17 protein-coding genes are annotated in these 24,647 nt (G+C 68.9%); 1 reads left to right on the forward strand and 16 read right to left on the reverse strand.

Annotated features, from left to right (window positions below; genetic code table 11):
- Positions 1-385: 385 nt before the first annotated feature.
- The 5 genes from ABLE94_RS22920 to ABLE94_RS22940 form a co-directional block, all read right to left on the reverse strand.
- Positions 386-1,567: a DUF475 domain-containing protein gene (locus tag ABLE94_RS22920; RefSeq protein WP_348810055.1), complete on the reverse strand. Its 1,182-nt coding sequence runs from the start codon at positions 1,565-1,567 to the stop codon at positions 386-388.
- A 118-nt stretch (positions 1,568-1,685) separates the two neighbouring features.
- Positions 1,686-2,261 carry a TerD family protein gene (locus ABLE94_RS22925; protein WP_348810015.1) on the reverse strand — a complete coding sequence of 192 codons (576 nt, stop codon included), beginning with the start codon at positions 2,259-2,261 and terminating at the stop codon, positions 1,686-1,688.
- Between the two features lie 211 nt (positions 2,262-2,472).
- A complete protein-coding gene (locus tag ABLE94_RS22930) occupies positions 2,473-3,864 on the reverse strand; it encodes an acyl-CoA synthetase (protein WP_348806968.1) in 1,392 nt (463 codons plus the stop codon).
- Between the two features lie 42 nt (positions 3,865-3,906).
- Positions 3,907-4,341 carry a hypothetical protein gene (locus ABLE94_RS22935; protein WP_348810016.1) on the reverse strand — a complete coding sequence of 145 codons (435 nt, stop codon included), beginning with the start codon at positions 4,339-4,341 and terminating at the stop codon, positions 3,907-3,909.
- Between the two features lie 70 nt (positions 4,342-4,411).
- The gene (locus ABLE94_RS22940; protein WP_348806917.1) at positions 4,412-5,008 is read right to left on the reverse strand and encodes a helix-turn-helix transcriptional regulator; all 597 of its coding nucleotides are present in this window, start codon (positions 5,006-5,008) and stop codon (positions 4,412-4,414) included.
- Between the two features lie 142 nt (positions 5,009-5,150).
- On the opposite strand from ABLE94_RS22940, the gene ABLE94_RS22945 reads away from it, so the two are divergent.
- Complete coding sequence (locus ABLE94_RS22945) at positions 5,151-5,879, forward strand: MSMEG_1198 family transcriptional regulator (RefSeq protein ID WP_348806918.1); 729 nt, start codon at positions 5,151-5,153, stop codon at positions 5,877-5,879.
- A gap of 21 nt (positions 5,880-5,900) precedes the next feature.
- Here the strand turns inward: ABLE94_RS22945 and ABLE94_RS22950 are convergent, their stop codons facing one another.
- The 11 genes from ABLE94_RS22950 to ABLE94_RS23000 form a co-directional block, all read right to left on the reverse strand.
- On the reverse strand, positions 5,901-6,911 hold the full coding sequence (locus tag ABLE94_RS22950; RefSeq protein ID WP_348806919.1) for a ThiF family adenylyltransferase: 1,011 nt from the start codon (positions 6,909-6,911) through the stop codon (positions 5,901-5,903).
- 8 nt (positions 6,912-6,919) lie between these two features.
- On the reverse strand, positions 6,920-8,338 hold the full coding sequence (locus ABLE94_RS22955) for a phenylacetate--CoA ligase family protein (RefSeq protein ID WP_348810017.1): 1,419 nt from the start codon (positions 8,336-8,338) through the stop codon (positions 6,920-6,922).
- 481 nt (positions 8,339-8,819) lie between these two features.
- On the reverse strand, positions 8,820-9,752 hold the full coding sequence (locus ABLE94_RS22960; protein ID WP_348810018.1) for a zinc-binding dehydrogenase: 933 nt from the start codon (positions 9,750-9,752) through the stop codon (positions 8,820-8,822).
- Positions 9,752-10,267 (reverse strand): TerD family protein, encoded by a 516-nt coding sequence (locus ABLE94_RS22965; RefSeq protein WP_348810019.1) that lies wholly within the window; start codon positions 10,265-10,267, stop codon positions 9,752-9,754. The genes ABLE94_RS22960 and ABLE94_RS22965 overlap by 1 nt, the downstream gene beginning before the upstream one ends.
- A 45-nt stretch (positions 10,268-10,312) precedes the next feature.
- A complete protein-coding gene (locus ABLE94_RS22970; protein WP_348806923.1) occupies positions 10,313-11,050 on the reverse strand; it encodes a hypothetical protein in 738 nt (245 codons plus the stop codon).
- A 3-nt stretch (positions 11,051-11,053) separates the two neighbouring features.
- The gene (locus tag ABLE94_RS22975) at positions 11,054-12,211 is read right to left on the reverse strand and encodes a TRAFAC clade GTPase domain-containing protein (protein ID WP_348806924.1); all 1,158 of its coding nucleotides are present in this window, start codon (positions 12,209-12,211) and stop codon (positions 11,054-11,056) included.
- Entirely contained in the window at positions 12,208-13,215 is a 1,008-nt protein-coding gene (locus tag ABLE94_RS22980; protein WP_348806925.1) for a vWA domain-containing protein, read from the reverse strand. The genes ABLE94_RS22975 and ABLE94_RS22980 overlap by 4 nt, the downstream gene beginning before the upstream one ends.
- 1 nt (position 13,216) lies before the next feature.
- Complete coding sequence (locus ABLE94_RS22985) at positions 13,217-15,871, reverse strand: GAP1-N2 domain-containing protein (RefSeq protein WP_348806926.1); 2,655 nt, start codon at positions 15,869-15,871, stop codon at positions 13,217-13,219.
- Positions 15,868-18,336 carry a SaeA-related protein gene (locus tag ABLE94_RS22990; protein ID WP_348806927.1) on the reverse strand — a complete coding sequence of 823 codons (2,469 nt, stop codon included), beginning with the start codon at positions 18,334-18,336 and terminating at the stop codon, positions 15,868-15,870. The genes ABLE94_RS22985 and ABLE94_RS22990 overlap by 4 nt, the downstream gene beginning before the upstream one ends.
- Entirely contained in the window at positions 18,336-21,035 is a 2,700-nt protein-coding gene (locus ABLE94_RS22995) for a hypothetical protein (protein ID WP_348806928.1), read from the reverse strand. Before ABLE94_RS22995 ends, ABLE94_RS22990 begins: the two co-directional genes overlap by 1 nt.
- On the reverse strand, positions 21,035-24,637 hold the full coding sequence (locus tag ABLE94_RS23000; RefSeq protein ID WP_348806929.1) for a tubulin-like doman-containing protein: 3,603 nt from the start codon (positions 24,635-24,637) through the stop codon (positions 21,035-21,037). The genes ABLE94_RS22995 and ABLE94_RS23000 overlap by 1 nt, the downstream gene beginning before the upstream one ends.
- Positions 24,638-24,647: the final 10 nt, after the last annotated feature.

Below are 24,647 nucleotides of genomic sequence, written 5' to 3' on the forward strand. Positions count from 1 at the left end.
GTTTCCACCAACCACCCACAGTCAAACGACCGCAGCAACGCGTCGCCATCAACCTGCACCACCAACCCACCGCATAACACAACAAAATCGGGAACTGACTCACCACAGCTTGACACTCACCGGCCGGCGGGATGAGGGGCTCGGCCGGCGGGATGAGGGGCTCGGCCGGCGGGATGAGGGGCTCGACCGGCGGGATGAGGGGCTCGACCAACAGACTGGAGATCGGCTGGCGGGGTTGGGCTCGGACGGCGGGGTGGTGGCTCGGCCAACAGTCTGAGGTCTCGATCGGCGGGGTGGGGTCGCACAGTCGGTCGTGGTCGCCCCCATCAACGTCAACAACCCCCGGCGAATAGTCGCCTGGGGGCTGTCGGAACTGCTGGACGTGTCAGATCTCGATGTGGTCCTTCGCGTCCTCCGGCTCGTTGCGACGCCGGATGATGCTCGAGAGGAAGCTGGCCGCGATCAGGACGACACCGACGAGGCCGGTGACGATCTCGGGCACGTGGGTGCCGATCGAGTAGAACAGGATCAGGGCCAGCGCACCGATCGCCCAGTGGGCGCCGTGCTCGAGGTAGACGTACTCGCTCAGCGTGCCCTTGCGCACCAGGTAGACGGTGAGCGAACGGACGAACATCGCACCGATGAAGCCGAGGCCCAGGGCGATGATGATCGGGTCCGCGGTGATCGCGAACGCGCCGATGACACCGTCGAAGGAGAACGACGCGTCGAGAACCTCGAGGTAGAGGAACAGGAAGAAACCTGCCTTGCCGGTGGCCTTGGCGAGGTCGCTGGGGCCGGAGCGGCGACGCAGTTCGGCGTCAGCGACCGACGCCGCCTCGTTCACCGCAGGAGTGCGTTCCGCCTGGGCGCGTTCGTCCTCGGACTCGTCCGGATCGTCCTCGTCTTGTTCGGTGTTGAACAACTCGCCCAAGCCGTTGACGACGATGTAGGTGATCATGCCGAGCAGGCCGGCGAACAGAACCGTCGACCGTTCCTCGTCGGGCGCGATGAACTCAGCGGTGATGACCAGCAGGATCGAGGCGACGACCACCTCGAGCTGATCGAGCTTGCCGATCTTCTCCAGCGGACGTTCGATCCAGGAGAGCCAGGTGATCTCCTTCTCCTCGAAGATGAAGCCCAGGAACAGCATCAACAGGAACATGCCGCCGAAGGCCGCGATCTGCGGATGCGCGTCGGTGATGATCGACTCGTAGGACGGGCTGCCGTCCGGGAACGTCTCGGCGCCGTTGGCCGGCGGGTTGAGCGCGAGGTCCAGTGCCTGGAACGGGCTGAGACCCGATGCGAGCCACACGATGGCGAGCGGGAACACCAGCCGCATACCGAACACGGCGATGAGGATGCCGACGGTGAGGAAGATCTTCTGCCAGAACTCGCTCATCCGCCGCAGCACGGTCGCGTTGATGACCGCGTTGTCGAAGGACAGTGAGACCTCGAGGATGCCGAGGATCAGGGTGAGGAACAGTGCCGTCGTGCCGCCATACAGGAAGGCGACAATCAACGACACGATCGTGATGATGATGGACAAGCCGAATATTCGGACAACCACGAGGGCGTGGCCTTTCTGGTTACGCGGAGGGCGTGCCGCGTCGCGACGCCCGGTGGACGACGAATGCCGCACCCGGTCTCATGAACGAGTGCGGCATCCGAGGTGGGAACTACTCTAATCAGACATTGACTCCGTAGTCGCGGGCGATACCCGCGAGACCGGAGGCGTAGCCCTGACCGATGGCGCGGAACTTCCACTCGGCGCCGTTGCGGTAGATCTCACCGAAGACCATCGCGGTCTCGGTCGAGGCGTCCTCCGAGAGGTCGTAGCGGGCGATCTCGGAGCCGTTGGCGCGGTTCACGACGCGGATGTAGGCGTTGCGGACCTGGCCGAAGGACTGGGCACGGGTGTCGGCATCGTAGATCGAGACCGGGAACACGATGCTGTCGACGTTCGGCGGGGTGCCGGCGAGATCGACGTTGATGACCTCGTCGTCGCCCTCGCCCTCACCGGTCAGGTTGTCACCGGTGTGCTCGATCGCGCCGTCGGGCGACTTGAGGTTGTTGAAGAAGACGAAGTGCTGGTCGGAGAGGACCTTCTTGTCGGCGCCGAGTCCGATGGCGCTGGCGTCGAGGTCGAAGTCGGTTCCGGTGGTGCTACGCGCATCCCAGCCCAGACCCACGGCGACCGCGGTCAGTCCCGGGGCCTCCTTGGTCAGCGAGACATTTCCGCCCTTGCTCAGGCTTACGCCCATGGTTGTGCTGCCTTTCTGTCGTTGAACGGCCATCCGCCACTCTACGTGCGATGACCCACACTGTATGGGAAGAGTCGGACATGTGACAGGGCCGGGTAGGTCACCTGAACGATGGAATCCGCATGGCCCCGCGACTGCGGACGAACTCCTCGATTCTGCGGACACCTGGATGAAACATGTTGTACGGCAACAGTTTACGTAAACCAGGGTGCTACCCCAACAGCTTCTTCTGCACCTTCCCCATCGCATTGCGCGGCAGCGATGCGACCCAACGGATCTCGCGGGGCCGCTTGTGGGCCGACAATTCCTCGGCGACGAGATCGATCAACTCGGCGTCGGGAACCTGCTCGCCGACGACGTAGGCGACGATCCGCTGCCCGAGATCGTCGTCGTCGACGCCGACCACGGCCACCTCGGTGACCGCGGAATGGGCGAGCAACACCGTCTCGATCTCGCCGGCGCCGATCCGGAATCCGCCGGACTTGATGAGGTCGGTGGCGCGGCGGCCGACGATGCGGTGCATGCCGTCGGCTCCGATGACCGCGACATCGCCGGTGGCGAACCAGCCGTCGTCGAGCCAGGATTCAGCGGTCGCCTCCGGACGGTTCAGGTAGCCCGAGGCCACCATCGGGCCGCGGACATGGAGGTCACCGACGCTCTCGCCGTCGTGCGGGAGATCGTCGGCACCCTCACGCAGTCGCGTCTGCACGCCGGTCACCGGCATGCCGACCCAGCCCGGACGTCGTTCACCGTCGGCGCGGGTGCTGACGGTGATCATGGTTTCGGTCATGCCGTAGCGTTCGACGATCTCGTGGCCAGTGGCCTCGCGGATCTCGTTGAACACCGGCACCGGCAGGGGCGCGCTGCCCGACACGAGGAGCCGCGCCGATGACAGTTCCCGTGCCGTCGACGGATCGGCACCCACCCGGGACCACACCGTCGGCACACCGAAGAACATGGTCGCGCCCGTCTGGGCGGCGTGGGCATAGTTCTCCGGAGTCGGCTTGACGGTGTGATGCAGCCGCCCACCGCGACGCAACGGTCCCAGCACCCCGAGGATCAGCCCGTGCACATGGAACAGCGGTAACCCGTGCGCGAGGGTGTCGGCAGCGGTCCAGTCCCAGGCATCGGCGAGGGCATCGAGACCGGCGGCGATGGCGCGACGCGTGATCGGCACACCCTTCGGTAATCCGGTGGTGCCGGACGTGTAGAGGATGAGTGCGACGGAATCGGCCGGTGGCTCCGGATGGAAATGCCAGGACTTCGCATACCGCCGCACCGGGATCGTCGGGAGAGTGGCGTCGTCGGGGGCGTCGCCGAGCCAGGCCTGCGCGCCGGAGTCGGTGAGGATGTGGTCGAGTTCGCGGCGTCCGGAATCCGGCGGCACCGGGACGATGGCCACGCCGGCGATCAGACCGCCCGCGATGGCGAGGATCGTCGAGATCGTGGGCCGTGCCAGGACGGCCAGGGTGTGCGCCCCGCGGATGCGTTCGGCCACCGCGGTCGCCGCGCCGACGAGTTCCTCGCGCGAGAGGCGGTCGTCGCCGATGACGACGGCATCGTCGAGGTCGGGTGCATTGGGGAACATCGTGGGCAGTAGCAGCACGGATCCACTGTGCCATGTGACACACGGGTCACCGACGGCTCATGCCGTCCGGCGGGCATCGATCCGGCGTCGCCACCACCACGCCAACCCGATCTCGATCAGTCCGGCGACGGCGATCACCGGCTGGAGGAAGAAGAACACCTGCAGCAGGGCCAGTTGGATGGCGATCCACACCAGCAGCGACGCCCCGGCGAGGAACCCGGCCAGGACGGCCAGGCGCGCGTCGACGACGACCACCACGATCACCAGGGCGGCCAGGGCCTGAGGTATCCCGATCAGCGTGATGAGCACCCAGCCGGGACCGGTCCACGTGTCAAAGGGGGTGCGCTGCAACCATTCCCGCGACATCTCCCAACGATCGTCGATGAGTGCGATACCACCGGCGACCGCCTGGTAGGCGATGAACGCCTCCACCACCGCCAGGACCCAGGCCGACCAGGGGCGGGTGCGCAGTGGCGTGGGTGGCGGCGTCATACCTCCATCGTGGGCCGCCGCGGGCCCTCCGCACGAGAGGCGAAGGCCACGGCCTACGAGTCGGGCAGGTTCAGCCGGCCGCGCTCAGGATCTCGCGCGGCTGTACCCAGCCGTCGGCCATCATCCGGAGAAGGAGCTGCGCCTTGTTGCCGATCGGGCGCCCGGCGTCGTTGTAGCGCTGGACCACACGCCGATAGTGTTCGCGCACGGTGCTCTCGGCGATGTGGTGAGCGGCGGCCGTCGCGCTCATCGTGGCACCGAGGGCGTAGGTGGTGAGGATCTGCCGTTCGCGTTCGGTCATCCGGACGGTGGCGGTCCGGGGCTGACGGTTCTCGGCGAGGTCGGCGAGGTAACCGGCGATCACCGAGGCCGATCGTCCCGAGTCGGCGACGTCGATTCCGCGGGGGTCACCGGCGCGGACACCGATGCCGACGAGTGCCGCCTCGAAGAGCCAGGAGTGCTGGCGAACGGCGGGGATCTGATGGGCGGACCGGATCAGCACCACGTCGACGGCGTCCGCCGGGTCGGGAGCCGCGGTCACCGGAGCGTCGGCGTGGACGAGCACAGCCGTGAAGCCGAGCCGTTCGACGTAGGCGCACAGGGCGGTGTCGGTGATGTCGCCTTCGGCGGCGACGGCAACGGTGAGTTGTCCACGATGTGATGTCACGCAATCAAGACTGTCGTCCGGAGATGCGCGAGTCACCATATCTTGCGACATGAAATCGGCGGAGTTGAGCATGAAACGGTTCTGACCCCTGCTAATCATGCGCGATTACGCACGATCGATCGTTGTGAGGCACAATTAACGCATGAGCGAAGGTATGCGGGTGCTGATCGCCTCCCCGCTGGGCAAGGTGATCGCGGCGCCGCTCGCGACGGCGTACCCCGACTGGACCGTTGTGGTGGCCACCGACGAGGGCGACTTCATCCACAATGTCGCCGGACGCGTCCGGTTCGATGTGGTCTCGGCCGACCTGGTGTGGAACCGGCCCGACACCGAGTGGTCCTTCGACGGTCTCGACGTCATCGAAGCACTGCGGACACATGATCGTCTCGCGCCGGTGCTGCTGGCAACTCAGGGTCACAGCATGGAGGACGATCTCCTCGACGAGGCGCGGCAACGACCCGAGGTCGTCGGGGTGGTGGCGAAGGCCGAAGGATTCAGGGTGTTCTCCGATTCCCTGCGCTCGGCCGCCCTCGGACGCCGGATCGGCGACGGCTCGGCCGGCAATCGCCGACCGAGCCTCTACGAACTGTTCGCCGGCCAACGCGGGAACACCGCGGGACGGATGGCGGGCGCGATCGCGGCGGGGCACGTCTCCGACAACGCCTCCCTGGCGCGGGTGGCCAAGGTGTCGCCGAACACCGCCAACAAGATCACCAGCCACTACCTCGGCCCGATGATCATCAAACGTGGTGAACACGACGAGGACCTCCCGATGACGCAGGCGTCGGTGTACCGCTGGTGCGGCGTGCACGCCCGGTACCTGCGCAGTTGGTGCCGCCGCAACGGCCATTCCGACGTCCTGGTGCCCTGATCTGATCCCGAGGGCCACTCGCTATGCCGCCACCGCCTTGTCCACCGCGAAACGGTAACGGCCCGAAGGCAACTCACCGCCACACACGATGGTCCGGGCCGCGAACGCGCCCACCACACCGGCCAGGCTGGCCGCCGTGCCCAGCTGCGGCCACGACGGGATGGTGTGTCCCACCTCTGCCAGCGCCCGGGCCAGGCGCGGCGCCACGTCGTGGCCGACGATGGCGCCGGCCAACTGCACCCGGTTCGCCGGATCGCGCAGGGTGGCCAGATCCAGTTCGGTGATGTCCCCGGCCGATCCGTGGAACGGCGGGTAATCGGCGTCGAGATCGTGGCGTTCGACGTCGAGGATGACGTTGTCACCGTCGTCGGTGACCATGATCAGCGGCAGCCGGGCCAGCTTGACGTGGCGTCGCATCTCGACCTTCATCGCCAGGTCGTCCATCTCCTCGATGACGACGTCGACCGGGCGGCCGTCGCGGCCACGCAGGAAGTCCGACGCCGCGGACGGGCGAAACCCCTGCTCCCACGCCACCACCGACGCATACGGATCGGTTTCCAGCACGCGCCGGGTCGCCAGGGTCGCCTTGGCCACCCCGAGGTCGCACACCGACCCGGAGAGCCGGTTGAGATTGGTCGGCCCCAACGTGTCGGGATCGGCGAGGTGGAATCGTCGTGCCCCGGTCAGCGAGGCGACCCCGACGACCGACGCGCCGACGCTCAGTCCGGCGATCGCCAGCCGCGCCGTCGACCACGCCCGCTGCTCGTCGTCGGTGATGAGGAAACGGTTCCGTGCGGTGCGCAGCCGATGGAAGAGGTCGTCAACGGGCACCCGCACGACGGTGCGTCGCCACGGGTACACCGCATACCGGCTGTGGGCGTCGAGTTCGTCGGCCCCCGGAACATGATCACCGCTGAACCGTGCGAGTGCGGTCAGTTCCGGCAGTGCGCTGACCCACGCATCCACCAACCGGTAACCCTCGTCGTCGAGCAGGGTGGCGAGGCGACGGCGGTCGCGGGTGGGGTGGAGCATCTCGATCATCATGCGGCCTTTCGGATGTAGACGTCCTTGGCACCCGAGCCGAAACCGGCCGAGTGGTAATCGTGCAGGGATACGACGGGTCGGGCGGCGCCGCCCAATGATGCACTCAGCGTGCGGTATTCGGAGTTGGTGCGTACCAGTGACGCCTGGCTGCGTTCGGTGAACAGCTCGGCGATCCGCGCATCGCCTCCGACGCCGCGGGCCAGTTCCACCCGGATGTGCAGCGACTGGCGATGCTCCTCGTCGGAGAGGACCTCGACGAGAAACCGTCCGGTGAGGGCGTTCTCGAGATCCGGTTCCTCGAACGCCGGCCGGATGTTGTCCGGATAGATGTTCAGCGAGTGGAAGATCGCCGCGATGTCGGTACGCCCGTGCAGCACCAGGAAATGTGCGCCGAGCTCCACCCGGTCGGCGAGTTCGGTCTGCCCGGAGGCGCGCAGCAGACGCCGGATCATGATGGCGTCGAGCACCTTTCCGCGATCGTTGATCCGGTAGCGGATCAACGGCATGGCCGAGTCGACCGTGAAGAGCAGATAGCCCTCGGAATCGCATTCGGTGTAACGGTATTCGGGGTGATACCGCACGAACGTCGGCTGCGGTTCGTCGACGCTCACCCCGAACAGCGACTGCGACAACGCGTCGTCGTCGAGCGCGGCCCGACGGATGGCCACCGAGGTCGGCGTCTCGTACCCCATCAGGCCGGCGTCGGCGGTGCCGTACTTGAGGCAGATCCGTTCCGGTTCTCCCTCCCGGCCGAGCAGCGCCAGGACGTGATCCCGCCACTTCTCGGTGATCGCCTCGCCCGCGAGCAGGATCTTGATGTCCATGGTCCGCAGATGCGCCGGGGTGTTGTCGAGCAGGTCCTTGATCAGCGGCGGATACCCGGCCAGGACCACCTGGTCGTAATGCGGGCCGAGGTCGGCGAGCGTGGCCACCGCCACCTCGATGTCGATGCCGGGGGTGGCGATGCTGATGTGGTGTCCGCGGTGGGCGAGTTCGAGGACGCCGGCCATCGTGTAGGTCCCGCCGATCCAGGTGCCCATCGCGAAGCAGTTGATGAGCAACGTCGTCCGCGACTGGGAGGCGAACGAATCGGTGAAGATCCGGTCGTACATGGCGGCGCTCTGGTCGAGGGCGAGGGCTCCACGGCCGAACTGGGTGGGCACACCGCTCGACGACCCGGAACTCGACGACCACACCGTCGCCTCGGTGAGCCGGCCGTCCCAGTAGCGCTCCGGCTGCGGGTAATGGGTGAGGTAGTTGTCCTTGGTCATCTCGGGCAGGCGGGTGAACGACGCGGCGTCGACCCGGTCGCAGGGGTCGACGCCGTTGCGGCGGAGGAAGTCGGCGTAGGCGGGGACGCGGCGGCGTGCGCGTTCGGTCACTGCCACCGCCAGGTCCAGGTCGCTGATGTTCATCACGGGGTCCTTCTCGTCGAGGGGGAATGGGTGTCGGGAGAGTGGTGCGCCGTCACGCCTTCGGGAAAGCCGGGGTGTTTCGGTGACCGTCACAGTGTGTGTCGCCGTGATCGCGAAAGCGAGCTCCGCGCAGGCAATTCGGCCAGTCACACGACCGGGGGAGAACTACCCGATATCGCCGATACGACGAAACATGTTGCGCAACAACATCTATTGTCGACCGGTGGAGTGTGGGGGAGAAGTCCCCATGGCCACGGAGTGTCGGATGGTCATGCTATCGATGGGCGGAATCACGTTGTGGCGGGGGAGAACTCCCCATCTCGGTGGTAGCCGCGCCGGAGGGGAGAAGTCCCCATCGAGGGGAATCATGTTGGGAGAGGGGAGAACTCCCCATGGCCCCCATTCTGGTGTCAGACCCTTGTGCTACACGCGCGGAATGGTGGTGTGTGAGGGGAGAACTCCCCATACGCCGCAGCTGATCTCACACATGCAGCACCACCTTGCCCCCGGCGTGTCCGCCGGACACCAGGGCCACGGCGTCGCGTGCCTGCTCGAGCGGGAACGTCGCCGCGATCGGAACCACGAGTTCGCCGTTGCCCGCAAGCCGGATCAGGCTGGAGCGCACGGTGTCGCGGAACTCGGCGCTCTCGGGCAGGCGTCCACCCAGGGCGACGAAACCCTCCGCCGCGGCGCGGGCGGGTGCGGCGACGGTGACGACGCGGGAACGGTCGGCGACCAGCGCCAGCGACGCCCCGACCGCCTCGTCGGTGCCGACCGCGTCGAGGGCGGCGTCGATCCGATGGCCGCCGAGCATGGTGCGCAGTCGGCCGAGCAGGTCGGGCCCGTACTCGACGGGGAGGCCGCCGAAGCGGCGGACCCGCTCGGCACTCGACGGACCGCAGGTACCGATGACCCGGATGCCACGCAGGCCGGCGAGTTGCAGGACGGCCATCCCCACCGCACCGGACGCGCCGTGCAGCAGGATCAGGTCGTCACGTTCGGCGCGCGCGGCACGCAGCAAGTCGGCGGCGGTGGTTCCGGCCAGCAGCAGACCCGCGGCCTCGTCGACGCCGAGGGTGGGCGGTCGCGCGAACACCTTCTCCGCGGGCACGGTGAGTGCGGTCGCGTATCCACCCCGCACCCGGAAGGCGAGGATCTCCTCACCCACCGCACACGGACCCGAGGCGATCGCGGTGTCCGTACCGACGGCAGCGATCCGTCCGGCCACCTCGTAACCGATCGGCAGCGGGAACTCCGTCGCCGCCATCGCGTGTTTGAGATCGGCGGGATTCACCCCGGCGGCGGCGACCTCGACGGTCACCTCGCCGACGCCCGGTGGGACCACCTCGGCGTCGACGAACGCGAGGTCGTCGAGTCCGTTCGGGCCGATCGCCACCCAGCGTCGCGCGTGCATCAGGTCTTGATGCCGTAACGATCGGTCATCGCCGCCAGCGAAGGGAACTTCTCACCGGAGGCCTGGAACCGCCACTTGCCGTTCTCGACGACCAGGGTGGCGTAGACGACGGCCGCGGCATCCCGATGCCCGGCACTGAGCGAGTACTCCGCGACGCTGCCGCAGGCGCTGTCGTCGACGGTGATGACGGCGTCGGCCACCTGGCCGAATCCGGCCAGCCCGTCGTAGACGGTCACCGCGATCACCACCGAGCGGGCCTGCGGTGGCAGCTCGGTGGTGTCGATGACGAGGGTCTCCGAGCGCACCCCGTCGGTGCCACCGGTCAGTCGGACGGCCTGCTCGGGGGAGGAGAGATTGTTGAAGAACACGAAGTAGTCATCGGAGATCACCTGCCCGTCACCACCGAGGACGAATGCGGTCAGGTCGAGGTCGAGCCGATCGTCGGCGGTGTGCTCGGCATCCCAGTCCAGGGCGGCGACGACCACGGCCAGGCGGTCGGGCGTTTTTGTCGGCATCGAAGTCCTCGTGGGGTCGCAGGGTCAGGGATGGTTGATCAGTGATCAGCCGCGGAACGGGTCGGGTGGGGGCGGTGTGTACGGCGAGGCGTAGTGACGGGATGGCGGCACCCACAGCAGCACCGTCGCCGCGACGCCGACCACCACGATGGCGATGGTGATCGGTCCACCGAGCAGCCCGAACAGCGAGAACGCCGCCAACACCAGGGCGGCGAATCGTGGCCACGACCTTGCGCTCCACGCCGCGTACGCGAACGCGAGATAGGTCGCGACGAACGCCAGTCCGAGGAGGGCGGCGAGCACGATGGCCCACGTCTGCCCGGTGTCGATCCAGTCGCCGGCCCAGGCGGTGGTGTCGGTGGGATCGGCGAGTGAGGCGGCGTCGACGGCACGGTCGACGCGGGCGATCGCGATCGACCCCGCCACCACCTGCACCACCACCAGAACGGCAGCCAGCACCAGGAGCGCGGTGGCCGCGACGACGGTCGGTGGACGGGTGAGTCGTGGCCGGACGGCGGGTGGCGACGCGGTGGGCGGCGGCTGCCCATAGGGATTGGCGGCGTAGGGATTGCCGGTAGCGGGATTGGCGGCGTAGGGATTGGGGTCGGCCGGATACGGCGGCGGTGCGAACGGATTGTGTCCGGCGGCACCCGGCTGCGGGGTGCTCGGCCACGGCGCACCCGGCTGCGGCATGCCGGACTGTGTGAAACCCTGCTGCGGCGCGGCCGGATACCCGGTGCCGCGGTGCTCGGGTGGCGGTTCGCCGAACGGGTTCGGGTACATCACTCACTCCTGCAGGACGTTGCGGTCGGCGAGCACCCAACGGATCGGATCCATGCAGCGGAACGGCGAGATCCCGTTGCGGTGCAGTCGTTCTCCCTCGGGGGACTCGCCGAGTGCGGACACCGCGAAGAACCGGTTGTGATACTGCTGACCGGTGACCGGATTGGTCATGTTCAGCAGCAACGGCCCGGCGTGCAGGCGTTGCAGCAGACTGCGCACCTCGGCGTCGAGCAACTGTCCGTCGACCTCGTCGTAGCGTCGGTTGACCAATCCCGGATCGCGGTTGAACGCCGCACCCGCATGTCCCATGACGCGACCCCACGCGCTTCGGCGCACATTCGACAGTGCTTGCAGCGCATCGAATTTCGACAGGATCACACCCAGTCTCGGATTGCCGCCGGAGATCAGGCGCATCACCACGCGCAGCACCTCGCGCGGATCACCACCGACCCGCGCGGTGTCCGGGATGAGGTCGCGGAGCTGATCGGAGACGTCCTCCACCCGCAGCGGATCGAAGAGGAACAGCACCGCGTCGGCGCGGGCGAAGAACTCCCACGCGCGTCCACCCACCTTGGCCTCCTCGAGGTCCTCGCCCGCGACGTCGCGGATCACCAGGAAGCGGTTGACGCCGTCCCACATGCCGAGGCTGAAGACGAGCGGGTGATGTGCCTGCGACGCGGCGCTCGGCGTGGCCTGCACGATGCCGCGTTCGACGAACAGTGGTGTCTCGTAGATGGATTCGTACCGCGAGGCGGTCAGTTCGTCGGCCGGGATGACCTCGTGGTTGAACCGCTCGGCGTACTGCTGCAACTGTTTGATGAGCACCGCGATGAACACGGTCTTGCCGGTGTAGCGGGCCCCGGCCATCGCGATGCAGGTCGCATCACCCCACCGCCACAGCGGCGGCAGCGTGTAATGGCAGGTGGGACAGACCTCGACGTGGACGGCCGGGTCGTAGCCGGCGGGGGCCCAGTCGGCGGCGCCACCCAGCGGGCGGTCGGCGCTGTGGATGACCCCGGTGGTGGTGTCCACACCGGCATAGGCCGACGCGGTCGGGTTGTGCGACACCGACTCCGGGGTCGCCTCCGTCCACGACACCCGGTCGTGGGGCAGCGGATTGAAGCAGCGCGGGCACTTGGTGCCGACGTATCCCGTCGTCATCGGCGTGCACCGACCAGTCCGGTCGGCGCCAGCAGCCCCGACACGATGGCGCTGAGCTGTTCGGTGTCGGCGGCCAGGGCGGCACGCGGGTCCTGACCGGCCGGCGGGGGCGGGAACAGTGCGCCGGTGAAACCGGCGCGGGTGACGGCCGAGTGCGCCGCGGACAGCACCAGTGTCGCCGTCGACGCCGAGGGCGATGTGGCTGCCGCCGCCGCGGTGGTGCCGTCGGTGACGACGATCGTCAGCGAGCGTGACGCGTCCGGCAGCGGGTGTGCCGGTTCGACGGGGGTGACGAAACCGTATCCACGGGCCGGGGGACGGGCCAGGAAGTCACCGAGCCGGGCCGGTTCGATGTCGGTGACGTCACCGCCGGCAAACGCACACGACACCGCCGCCCCTTCGCCGATCACCGCGGCGATTCCGGCGATGACCTCCCCGGATGCCGCCACCACACCGTCGGCGAACAGCCGTGCCATCGAGGCGGAGGTGTCGATGACGCAGCGCACGCTGTGGGTGTCGGTCTCGGCGATCTGATCGGCACGCAGCACCGCGCGGCACGCCACCCGCGCACTCGCGGCCAAAGGCGGCAGCGGTGCGTCGGGGACCGCCAGACGTGTCCGCACGACCAGCGAATCCGCACCGCCCGGGGCGACCGTCGCCAGCTCGATGAAGCTCATCCCCGACACGTCGCGCGGCGTCAACTGGGCGACGTCGGCGGAGAGATCGTCGAGGTTGTCGGGGCCGAAGGACACATGCAGCACGGTGCCCGGATCGAATCGGGAGAGCCCGGTCTCGGGGACGGCGACGATGGTGACCTCACCGTCCACCCGCGGCAGGATCAGCAGACCACCGGACTGCTGGATGACGCGGGGTGCCTGCCCGTCGGCCGACCGGGCGGCCAGCCGGGCACTGAGCACCGAGCCACCCGCCGTGGCCATGCGGACCGCGAGGGGTCGCCGCGGCAGCGACGCCGAGGCCTTGCCGTCGAGCACGTAGGTGGTCATCTCATCGGTCCTCTCGGGTGAAGCGACCGATCATCGACCGGCCGGACGACGGATCGGAGTTGTTCAGGTGCAACGCTTTTGCCCAGTCCTTGGCGCGTGACTCGTACTCGTCGAAGAAATCCTGGGCATCGGCCGCGGTGCCGGTGGCCACGATCGGCCACGCCGCGTCGCGCAGTTCGATCGGGGTGGTCGGGCCCGGGTACCGGTTCTCCTCGAGCGCCCATTCCAGCAGCCGGTCCGACCATCGGGTGCCGTCGCGGTGGAGACGGTCGAGGATCACCGGTTCCGGTCGCAGGGAGTCGAATCGGGCGACGAACGATCGCGCGGCCACCCAGCCGAGATCGAGGAATCCGCGTTGGGCGACGATCCGCAGCGTCGATTCCAGGCCACCCGGCGACCGCGGCGGCTGATTGGTCAGGCGCGCGGTCACCGTGGGGTCGGTGGCGAACGACACCCGGCGCGACTGCGCGGCGACGATACCGGCGTAGAGCATGGTGACCAGATCCTCGGCGAGCCGATAGTCCCAGCCCGTCGGATCGGCGAGGCAGGCCGCCACCTCGTCGTCGAAAAGGGCCGGTGTCTGCGGCCACTGCCGCGGATCGCGCGCGGCCAGACGCAACCGCGACGCGGCCACCAACGCGCGCAACCCGGGATCGTCGTCCGCGTTCTGCCCGTGGGCCAGGTCGGCGAGCAGTCCCATGTCCGGCGGCTCGTAGAAGACCGCGGCATGCAGCATCGCCGGTGACGTCCGGTTCGGCTCCCGGGCGGCCCACGCCAGCATCGACGCGGCGTCGGGCCGATGCCGGGAGATCAGCGTGTCGGTGAGGTCGCGGCAGGCGGCGTCGTCGAGTTCCGGGTCCGACAGCGCGAATTCGACGGCCTCGGTCACCGCGGCGCGGCGTTGATCGGGGCTCATCGGTAGGGCGCTGCCCTGCAACGTCGACGCCACCGCGATCGGGTACAGCGTCAGGTCGGCGGCCGACGGGTTGGCCGGCGGCGGCAGCGGGGCGCCGCTCCCGTCGTCGTAGAACCACGCCCACGCCGGACCGTCGAACCGTTCCAGCACCTCCCGAGGCCACCGCAGCAACGCCGGGCGCAGCAGTTCGGCGCGGATGACCGGTGAGATCGCCTTGGTGTCTTGCAGATTGGCGGGTCGATGGCCGGACCACACGATCGAGATGTCGATCGCCTCCCATGCGCGGGTGAGGTCGGCGAGGACGCCGGTGAACCCCGCGTCGCGTCGACCCAGGCGATACAGGATCACGGTCAGGCGGATGATCAGGGCGGCGTGGCGTACCGGGTCGGACTCCGTCGACGCCACGAAGTGGCCGATCCGTTCGGAGATCACCTCGCGCAGTGCGCCCAGATCGACCGAGCCGACCGACGGAATGGTGTTGAGCGGCTGATTCTCCAGCCACTGCTGGTCATGCAGCACCGCGGTGAGGAACCGGGTGGCCGCGACCGCGGTGTCCTGCCGTTGCCGCACCAGACGCTGCAGCGGATGGAAGGTGTCGGCCGGAGTCAGCGGATGACGCGCATACGCACGTCCCAGAAGTTCACCGGCCCAAGCGATCTGCTCGACGCCGGCGGGTGCCTCGAAGGCGACGACGTGCAGGGCGTCGTCGTGGAACTCCGCCAACTGGGGATGTTCGGCGACGGCGACCGCCAGCGGCCAGGCGGGCACCATGGCGGGATCGGTGACGTCGGCGGCCACCCGATCACGCCGATCGAGGACGGCGAGCGCGACGTCGGGATCCTCGAGGATGCCCTCGACGAAGGACGACAGCGCCGACGCCTCCACCTCCCCTCGGGCGACCCGATGCGATTCGCCGGGCATGGCGAGCCCGGGGATCTCGGCGGCGTCGATGACGATGGCGCCGGGAAAGCGGGTGCGTTCGTCGACGCTGTCGGCGGGCACCGCGATCAGGTGATGCCCGCGATCGATGTCGATGGCCACCTGATCGGATCGGTCGTGGGTGGTCCAGGAGAGCCGGTGCGTCGCTGCCAGCGGCAGGAAGTGCGACACCGCCGCGATCCACGACGCGGACTCCTCATGCGAGCGGGTCAGCAGCACCACCGACGACGAGGTGGCCAGCGCCTCCACCACGGCGTCGAGCAACACCCGGAACACGCCCTGCCGGTCGGTGTGCAGGTCGGTGAGGAAGTCGATGGCCGCGCGGGCCGACATGGCCGGATTGGCCTGCGGCAGCTCGGCACCGGGCAGGGCGGCCGCGGCGACCTCGGCCGGACCATAGGGCCGCAACCAGTCCGGTGACCCCCACAGCGCGATCGGCCGATACGTCATGTCGGTGGGCGTGGCCCGGTCGACGGCCATGTGCGCGAACACATTTCCCGGTCGACCAGACGCATCCGGTCCCGCCGCGACGGTATGCCAGAAGGCGCCGAGCCCCTCCACCCGCCCGTAACTCAGCCGGGCCGGACGGGCGGCGATCTGCTCGGCGGTCGGGAAGTCGGGCAGGCGGGGTTCGAGATCGAAGCGGGTCACCACCCGCCCGACCAGCGCGTCGCGTTCGGTGTCGTCGAGATCGCCGGCGATCTGCTTGACCTGCCACCCGCCGCGTCCGGCACCGTCGTCGAAGGAGGTGTAGATCAGTTGCGCACTGCGCGATCGTGCGGGGGAGAACGGTTCGGTCATACCGGTTCTCCCGGCGGCAGTGGCGGCTGGAAGCGCATCAGCTGGGTCAGGGCCGGATCATGTACTGCCATCGCCGGTGTCACCTCGCCGGCCTCGTGGACGAACAGCCGGATGAAGGCATACGTGTCGCCGAGGTCGACGGTGTACTCGGTGGGGTGGGTGCCGTGCGGGATGCGCGGCAGGTCGCAGTGCGGCAGTGACTGCCCCCGATGGTGGAACTGCAGGATCTGTCCGTCCCGCGAATCCAGCGGCAGCCGTTGCGGATTGGCGACCAGCACCAGTGCCGGAGGGTTGGCGATCTCGGTGTAGGACCGCATCACCAGACGCAGCACGCGCGACATCGGATTCGGGGTGGCGACCGCGTCGAACCAGTAGAACACCCGCGCCAGCCCCGGATAGTCCAGGGTGGCGATCTCCCCGCGGATCTGTTCACCCCTCGAATAGGCCACGGGCACAAGGCATACCGTACAACCGTTGCCGGGCAGCGCCTGCGGCAGGATGATGGCGCCGTCACGCCGATGGGTGGACGCGGTCACCTCGGCGAAGCTCTGCGGCTGCGCGCAGATCTGTTCCGGGGGCAGCGTTTTCGGCCCGACGAAGACCTGCACCGCGGCGGCGCCGACCGGCCACCCGAAGGTGATGAGTTCGGTGTTGAACCGCTCGACGATCCGCGGCTCGATCACCGCGGGCAGCGGGCGTGTCTGCACCTGGGTGGTGCCGATCCGGACCCGGCCGTTGAAGGTGGTCACCGGCGTGAGATAGGCCCGTTCCCAGGTGGGTGGCCACAACACCCCGGTGATCTGCGAGGTCTCGGGATCGAGTGCGGTCACCGGGTCCTTGATGCGGGTCTCCTCGGTGAATCCCTGCACGGTGATCGCGGATTCGTCGCGGTCCTCGTTCTCCAGGCCGGCCGGCGGCGGCGCGGGGAAACGGTGGATGCGGACCTGCTGCCCCTCCTTCGGGGTGGTCCACCGCAGATTGAACGTGCTGCCGGATTCGGCCATCTCGACCGCGAGGTCGGTGATCGGCACGAGATCCACCGACACCAGGATGTCCTTCTTGATGGCGCGGGACAGGCGCGCGGACTCGTTGACCATCACCTCGGCCTGCACCGAGTACAGGAATCGTTTGCCGCGCGGGACGGCGGCGTCGACGAACCCGGTCAGATTGGCCTGGTCGGTGAGGATCTGGTTGCTCGGACTGGCGGTCGGGGGTCCGCCGCCGTCGAGTGGGATCCGGAAGATCCGCACGCTGCGGGTGCCCGGGAACACCTCCCACTCGCCGATCACCCGTCCCGACTCCTCGGACAACCGCATCTTGTCGACCGGGCTGACCTCCTCGCCGCCGGCCCACTGAATCGGTTGCGCCGCACGGGCACTCGCCTCGTCGGCGCCGACGTGCACCCACACCTGATAGATGCGTACCGCGGAGCTGAGGAACCGGCCGTCGGTGTGCGACGGGGTGGTCGTGACGTCGAGCAGTTCGCCGGATTCGGGCTTGTAGGGAGCGACGTCATCGCTGGACACCACGCGGTACAGGACCATCTCGCCGGCAGCGGCGGGCCAGTCGTCCCAGGTCAGCCGCACCGCGTCGCCGACCGGTGCCACGGTGATGCGACCCGGCTGGACGTCGGTCTCCGGGTAGTCATAGACCGCGAAATCGTCGTGTGACCAGGTGCGGCCCGGCGCCATCGGGGGTGGCGCCATCGGGGGCGGCGGCGCCGGGGTGACGGAGGGCGACGCGGCGTCCGCCGGGGGTGCGGTGCTCGCGGGCCGCGAACTCGGAGCCGGCTCCGGGGTGGGTGGGGTCGGGGTGCTCCACTCGGGTGTCGATGCCTGCGGCGGTGCGGGCGGCGCCGTCGTGGATGCCGGTGGCGTGGCCGCCGCGGCCGGCGCCTGCGAGGCCTCACCCTTGAACCCGGCGATCACCTGCGCGATCTCGAGGGCGAGTGCTCCGGCGGCCGGTCCGGTGAGCCGGCCCTGGATGCGGGCGGCATCGGTCCAGCCGAGTTCGGCGAGCTTGCGCAGGGTGACGTCGCGGATCGTGTCGGCACCCTCGACGCCGCGCGCGATCTGCTCAGTGCGCCATTCGAAGAGCAGGGCGGTGAGCCGGGCGAGCGGGTCGTCGGCGGCAGCACTGTCGGCATGGGCCCCACTCGCGGGCTCCGTGGCCGGGGTCGTCGGCGGCTCGTCGTCGGGCACATCGGGTGCCCGGCGCAACCGGTCGGGCAGATGCGCGACGGCGATCTGCGGGCGGACGCCGAGGGCGACCTGATCGAGGAGGTGCTGGATCGTCGGTGCCCACCCGGCCTCCACCGGGGTCAACGCCGCCGTCGACCAGCCCTGTGGGTCGCGGGAGATCTCCACCAGGCGGGACGGTCCGACGGTCGGGAATCGTTGCGCGACGGTCCAGTCCGACCACAGGCGCAGGACGTCGAGGTAATCCTCGGGAGTTGCCGGCGTCATCAGAACTCGAATCCTCGTCCGAGGTCGGGTGCGCGGTACTCCTGCGGCTCGGTGGCCGGTAGAGGTGCGGTGGTCCCGCCCGCGGCGCGGTCGGTGAAGTCCGGGGCGGTGGTGGTCTGCGGCGTCCATTCGGTGTCCACCCGGGCGCTGCGGTCGGCTGTGGTCACCAGATTGTCCACGGCGAAGGCGTCACTGAGTTGGGTTGCCGCACAGATGATGCCGAGGCCGTGCAGCCGGGGACGACGGTAGTCGGTGACGACCTTCGCCACCGACGACATGACGGCACCGTCGGTGAGCAGGGTGTCGGGGAACGAACCCTCGGGTGCGGTTTGCTGGTCGAGTCCGCCGAGGAATTCCCCGATGCTGGTCTCGGCGCCGCCCACCGGGGCGACGACCGCCAGGAGCCGCGGCACCAGACCACTCATCGGACCGGCCAGCCGCTCGAGGGCCTGACGCCACACGACGTCGGCACCCGAGGAGGTGACCGTGCCGGTGTACATCTCGCCGGAGAACTGATCGAGGCGAGACCCGGAGAAACGTCCCCGCTCCGACCACAGGACCGACGATCCGACGGTGGTGTCGCGTGCGCCGGGCTGCGGTGGTGCGGCCCGCAGGATGAGTTCCTCCCACGATCGGGTGAGCCAGCCAGGGTGGAAGAGGTCGCGTTTGAGGTAGCCGGCGGTGGTCCCGACCTCGGTGGCGGCCGGCCGGGCGACGCCGACCTGCGTCGACATCGGCATGCCGTTCGAGATGTGGAGCACTTCGGCGCTGCGGTGCATGTCCGGTCCCAGCGGCGCGGCCAGGAAGCTGCCGATGATGCGGCTCCACGACAGGAACTGCCCGTAGGCCTGGGACAGGCGGCGCAGATCCTGGAAGGCCGACAGCAGATTCTGGTGATCGACCTCGTATTCGGCGATCACCGACCGACGTTGATGCAGCAGGGCGAACAATCGTCGTTGGGTACTGATGAACGCCACGCCGAGGGCGAGCAGCAGCAACAGCAGGCTGCCGACGACGACGATCAGCGCGACCCACCAGACGACGATGTGATCGATCGCGAACCAGACGAACACTCCGGTCAGCAGGATCCAGATCACCGCGGCCACCTGGATCCAGCGGGCCAGGCCCAGGTTCTTCGAACCCGGGTCCGGCGGCAGCTGGGCGTTGCGCAGCTTCTCCAGCAACTGCTGGACCTCGGCGTAGCAGCCGCGGAAGGAGTCGGCGAGGGTATTGCCCACGGCCGCACCGAAACTGCGTTCGTGGTGCTGGCGCCACTCGTTGAGCGACGACAGCGTGGAGCCGGCCGCCAGCCCGTGGTTGGGGTCGCGTTGCAGGTCGGCGAGACGGAACTGCAGATCGTGGACGCCGAGGGCGTCGACGGCGTCGACCCCGTCGGTCTCCGCGGCCGCACCGATGACGCCCGGGATGTCGGTGAAACGTTCGGTGGGTCCGGGCATGACGGCGGCGGCCTCACGGATCACGCCGCGCGCCGCCCCCACCTGCACCGGCGGCAGATCCGAGGAGCGGTTGCCCGCGTCGGCAAGGGTGAGAGCGGATTTCGCGTAGTCCTGCCACAGTCCGGACAGGTCGGTGCCGGCGTCGTGGACCGGTGCGGGCCCGGCCAGCAGGCCCCGCAGGTGATCCGACGCGGCGCCGATGTCGGCCCAGCCGGCGTGTTGTCCGTTGGCGCGGCGACCCCGCACCACCACCTCGTAGGCGGCCGGTGCCTGGGTGAACACCGCCTGCTGGACGCCGATCGCCACCCGGCTCGCCACGCCGCCGGCGATCTTGTTGTACCAGGACGACGGCGCCAGTCGCAGTGACGCCCACAGGAATCCGAAGAACATCTTGATCGCCGCCCAGGGGCCGGTGACCTCCACCGACTGCGCCTGATAGCTCAGCCGGGGTCCGCGCAGCACCGCACCGTACTTGTGCCACAGGGCCGAGGCCATCGTGGTGCCGGCCAGACCGGTGTCCTGCAGGTACACCACCTGGGCCCGTTGATCACTCGGCAGCGGCAGGTGCCCGTCCTGGCTGAGCAGCTCGGTGCGCAGGGTGTTCTCGATGTCGGCGGTCTCGAGTTTGCGGTAGTACGAGCGTGCCAGTCGCACCACCTGGCCGGGCAGGACCGGGGCGTCGTCGAGCGGGGTGTGTTCGATACCCGACCACAGTCCGGTCAGCCCGGCGACGGCCGGTCCGCAGAACCGTCCGAAGTCGGTCGCGGTGGGCTCGGCGGGAATCGGGACGCGGCCGAATCCCGGTGCGCGGGAATCCTCCGGTGAGATCACCACGTTGTGCCAGCCCTCGACGGCCAGCGCCGACAGCGGACCGTCGATGCCCTCGGAGCCGGTGAGTAACGCCCGGATCCGGATGATCGTGGTGGCGCCGGTCGCCGACGCCAGCGTCGAGCCGACACTCAGTTCGGCGCCGATCGACAGGCGTGGCGCGTCGTCGGCGACCGGGACGATCGAGCAGATCCGCAGGGCCGTGATGCGGCGGTTGGTGACGAGTTCGGTCAGCGCGACGTCGCGGGCGGCACCGGCGGCCACCAGCATCACCGCCTGCGGCGGATGCTCGGCGACCGGGTCGGTGATCCAGGCGAACTCGTCGACGAGGCCGGCCGCCGACAGGTCGGTGAGTGCGGCGAGCACACCGTCGGCGGGGCCGCTCGGTGCAACGAACACGGTCAGTGTGGCCATCAGAAGACACTCCCCGAACCCGATCCGAAGTCCATATGTGGTGGTGTCCAATCGTCTTCGCGTACCGACGCCGGTGTCTGCGGTCCCGGCGTGGACACCGGGCGTGCGGCGGCGGCCGCCGCGGCCGGCACCAGATCCAGCAATTGGCTTGCCGCCCAATACACATCGGCGGCGAGGTCGCGGAAGAACGGGGTCTTCGACGCCTGCGCCCGGACGGTGATCATCGAGAACACACCGCCGCCGGGTGCCGGCGGATGTCCGTCGACCGCCCCGTCGCCGGGCTTCATGAAGTGGGTGCCGACGAACTGCCGGTAATCGGTGAGGTAGGCGGTGAGCCGTTCGGCGCGGGCGTCGACGGAGGTCTCGGGGCCGGTGTCGGCGATCACCGACGCGACGCCGGTGCCGGCATCCCCGGTGCGCAGCCAGTCGATCATGTGCAGGCGACCGGCCAGCTGATCCTGCTCGAGCCCGGATGTCGTGTTCTGCTGGGCACCGTCGTAGATGCGCCGCAATGCCCGATACGGATGCATCGAACTCATCGCCGGTGGCTGGTGACTGTTGGCGATCGCCAGCAGTACCGACTCGAGGATGGCCGGCAGCCAGTCGTAGTCGGCGAGGAATTCCGACGGTGGCGTGAGCAGTTGCGCCGGGAACGGCAGCCACCGCTTGGTCTCGTCGTCCCAGACGCGGGCACCCTGCGTGTACGGCGCGTCGGGGACGCTGACGTAGCCGAGGCTGCGGCCGAGGATCCAGCCGCCGACCATCGCACGGCGTTCGTCGATGTGCATCGGCAGGCTCGCGGCGAGGGGGCGGGCACGGCGGTAGGTCCAGAAGGCCTTGCGTTCGGCGGCCGAGGCCTCCAACCACTGCCGTGACGCCGGTTCGATCACCGAGTCATAGGCCAGCGGAGAGTAATTGGGGTATGACCCGAAGATGTCGATGCGTTTGATGTTCGCCTCGTCCGACAGCGCGTTGGTGAAGGCGCCGACGCTGTTCTTGTCGACCCGCATCTGCTGATTCAGCGAGGTCGAGAGGTCGTCGGCGACGGCGAGACTGTGGAAGGGCACCGCGGAGAACTTGTAGCGGTACATCATCTCCGAGACCCCGTGAATGGCCTGCATCGCATTCTCGTTGACGCTGGCCAGCGGCCGCGCCAGGCTCACCGCCTCGCCGAAGCGAAGCAGCAGATCCTTACGGCGCGAGGCCAATTCGGATTCGGCGACCTGCAGATCCCCGCTGGTGCGTCCGGTCACATACTCGCGCAACGACACCGAGCAGAACCGGTCGAAGGCCTCACCCGGGCGTGCGATGAATTCGCGCGCCCGGGAGAGCAATTCGGCCGGACGGAGATGGACGTCGAAGGCGGCGGGGGAGGCGATGAGGGTTTCGCCGCTCTCCGGGTGCCGCGGGAACGCCCGCGAGACCCACGCCGCGGTGCGTTCCACCGTCGGTTGCCGTTCACCGGGTGGGCGGGTCCCGCCGACCGTCGGCCACGATCCGGTGATGACGTGTCCGGCGGCGCGGGCGACGGCGAGCCGGAACGAGTGGGGGTCGGCGGTGGCCGCTCCCACCGAGCTGGGCAGGTCGATCTCATAGCGCTGCTTGAACTCTCCGGACCGGGTGAGCATCACCTCGTTGTCGGCCTCGGAGAAGCGGGCGGCCACGCGCTCGTCGGAATCGGCGGGCCAGGCGGCGTACTCGGTGGTCTGCAGATGCGCCAGGCCGGTCTCGCGCCGCGGGGCGGCGGCCGCCTGACGCAGCAGGGTCTGCGCCTCGTTGAGCGCGGTGAGCAGCGGATCGAAGATCTCGCCGACGATGGCTCCGGCCGCGTTGGAGATCTGGTAGGCCAGCATCGCGTAGATCTGACGTTCCACCTGGGGACGCAACCCGCTGAAGACCTGCTCGCTGACCGCGGCGGTGTTGGCCAGGGTTCCCTTGAGCGAGGCCAGGGTTCGCGTCGCCTCCGGTCCGGGTTCGACGACGTCGCCGGGGGCGTACCCGGAAAGCTGCCCGGCCTCGGGCAGGATGATGTCGCTCATCAGGCGGGCGACCCGCTTGACCAGGCCGGTCGCGTAGGGCAGGCCGATCTGCGCGAGGGCGTCGGTGGTCACCTGCTGCAGGGCACCCGCGAAGTACTGATGCCAGCTGTAGGCCACCGCGTAGGCGGTGTTGCCGGCCTCGCCCTTGATGGATTCGCGTTGTTCGCCGAGCACCCGGTACACCGAGGCGGCCCACTGATCGCCGTTGACACCGGGGCTCTGATCGATCCGTGGGCGCACCGTCTTGTTGATGATGCCGGTGGCGTGCGCACCGACCTGCTGGGCGGGCAGCACCGTCGAGCCGAGCCACTGCCCGACCGGTTCGGTGCCGGGCAGGCCCAGACGCCGGCAGATGTTCTCCCACTGGTTGTCCAGGATCGAGTTGACCTGCTCCTCGTCGGAGGCGTCGTTACCGGGTTGCAGATGCCCGTGCAGCAGTTTGTCGGCGCTGGCCCGGGCCACCCGCTGCGCGGCGTACTCGGCGTAGCGGTCACGTCCCATGCTCAGGCTCGCGTAACCGAAAGTGCCCCACGGGATGTTGTTCCACTGCCGGTTACCCCAGCCGAGGAACTCCAGCGATCCCTGGTCACCGACGCCGTTGGTGAGGTCCCATTCGACGAACTGCTGCAGGGCCGGACCCGACAGGGTCAGACCGGCGAGCCCGCGTCCGAGGCCGCGGTAGACGGCGTTGGGGGTGCCGTCGCCGAAGACGGTGCGTTGCGCGCCGACGTAGCGGCCCACCGGGAAGACCCGCGCGAACGGGATGCGCTCGCCCTGGCCACGTTCGTAACCGAGTGCACGTAGCAGCGCAACATCGGATTCGCGGGCCGAACCCGTCTGCGCGGCAACGATTTCGCCGAGCATGGCCAGGGCGTTGGCGCGGGTGCCGGTGACCGCGGAGGCCGGCAGCGATTCGAAGATGTCCGGGGTCACCATGAACACCGCCATCAGGCGCGGGTCGACGCCCTGTACGAGGGTGAGGATGCGGCAGATGTCGAGGGCCATCGACGCACCGGCGCCGCCGGCCATCGACGACACGACGAGCACCAGCGGTTGATCGTCGGGGCTGTAGGCCCCGGCCCCCGGGATCGACAGCGACCGCATCTCGCTGTCGGTGGAGTTGAGATAGAGAGTGTCCCAAGCCTTTTGGAGGGCATCACGGACCTGTCCGACGCGGCTGAGGGTGATCATCCGGCCGAGCGCGCGGTACTGGCCGGCGCCGGTGGACAGCGGCGTGTACACCGATTCGGGGTCGCGGGGTGCCCAGGTGGCGATGGTGTCGATCGCCTGGTTGGTGGCCAGTCGTTGGGTGAGTGCGTTGTCGAGGACCTTGTAGCTGTCGCTTTCGGGTCCGGTGCCGACGTAGGTGCCGCCCTGGTCGCGGACACTGCCGACGCCCTCCACCGACGACGGTGACGTCGGCACGTCGAGGTGGACGAACTGCCAGCCGGCGGGGAGGCGGCTGATCCCGTGACCGGCGAGGTCGGAGCGCAGCTGGTCCATCATGTAGGCCAGCGCCGCGCCGCCGGAACCGCCGCATCCGACGATCAACAGTCGCTTCATGTGAGTGGTG

Source organism: Gordonia sp. VNK1, assembly GCF_040049135.1.
GTDB lineage: Bacteria > Actinomycetota > Actinomycetes > Mycobacteriales > Mycobacteriaceae > Gordonia > Gordonia oleivorans.

Excerpts from the sequence above, each read along its gene's own strand:
- ABLE94_RS22925 (WP_348810015.1), bottom strand. The coding sequence starts at position 2,261 with ATGGGCGTAAGCCTGAGCAAGGGCGGAAATGTCTCGCTGACCAAGGAG.
- ABLE94_RS22935 (WP_348810016.1), bottom strand. The coding sequence starts at position 4,341 with ATGACGCCGCCACCCACGCCACTGCGCACCCGCCCCTGGTCGGCCTGG.
- ABLE94_RS22945 (WP_348806918.1), top strand. The coding sequence starts at position 5,151 with ATGAGCGAAGGTATGCGGGTGCTGATCGCCTCCCCGCTGGGCAAGGTG.
- ABLE94_RS22950 (WP_348806919.1), bottom strand. The coding sequence starts at position 6,911 with ATGCTCCACCCCACCCGCGACCGCCGTCGCCTCGCCACCCTGCTCGAC.
- ABLE94_RS22955 (WP_348810017.1), bottom strand. The coding sequence starts at position 8,338 with ATGAACATCAGCGACCTGGACCTGGCGGTGGCAGTGACCGAACGCGCA.
- ABLE94_RS22960 (WP_348810018.1), bottom strand. The coding sequence starts at position 9,752 with ATGCACGCGCGACGCTGGGTGGCGATCGGCCCGAACGGACTCGACGAC.
- ABLE94_RS22965 (WP_348810019.1), bottom strand. The coding sequence starts at position 10,267 with ATGCCGACAAAAACGCCCGACCGCCTGGCCGTGGTCGTCGCCGCCCTG.
- ABLE94_RS22970 (WP_348806923.1), bottom strand. The coding sequence starts at position 11,050 with ATGTACCCGAACCCGTTCGGCGAACCGCCACCCGAGCACCGCGGCACC.
- ABLE94_RS22975 (WP_348806924.1), bottom strand. The coding sequence starts at position 12,211 with ATGACGACGGGATACGTCGGCACCAAGTGCCCGCGCTGCTTCAATCCG.
- ABLE94_RS22980 (WP_348806925.1), bottom strand. The coding sequence starts at position 13,215 with ATGACCACCTACGTGCTCGACGGCAAGGCCTCGGCGTCGCTGCCGCGG.
- ABLE94_RS22985 (WP_348806926.1), bottom strand. The coding sequence starts at position 15,871 with ATGACCGAACCGTTCTCCCCCGCACGATCGCGCAGTGCGCAACTGATC.
- ABLE94_RS22990 (WP_348806927.1), bottom strand. The coding sequence starts at position 18,336 with ATGACGCCGGCAACTCCCGAGGATTACCTCGACGTCCTGCGCCTGTGG.
- ABLE94_RS22995 (WP_348806928.1), bottom strand. The coding sequence starts at position 21,035 with ATGGCCACACTGACCGTGTTCGTTGCACCGAGCGGCCCCGCCGACGGT.
- ABLE94_RS23000 (WP_348806929.1), bottom strand. The coding sequence starts at position 24,637 with ATGAAGCGACTGTTGATCGTCGGATGCGGCGGTTCCGGCGGCGCGGCG.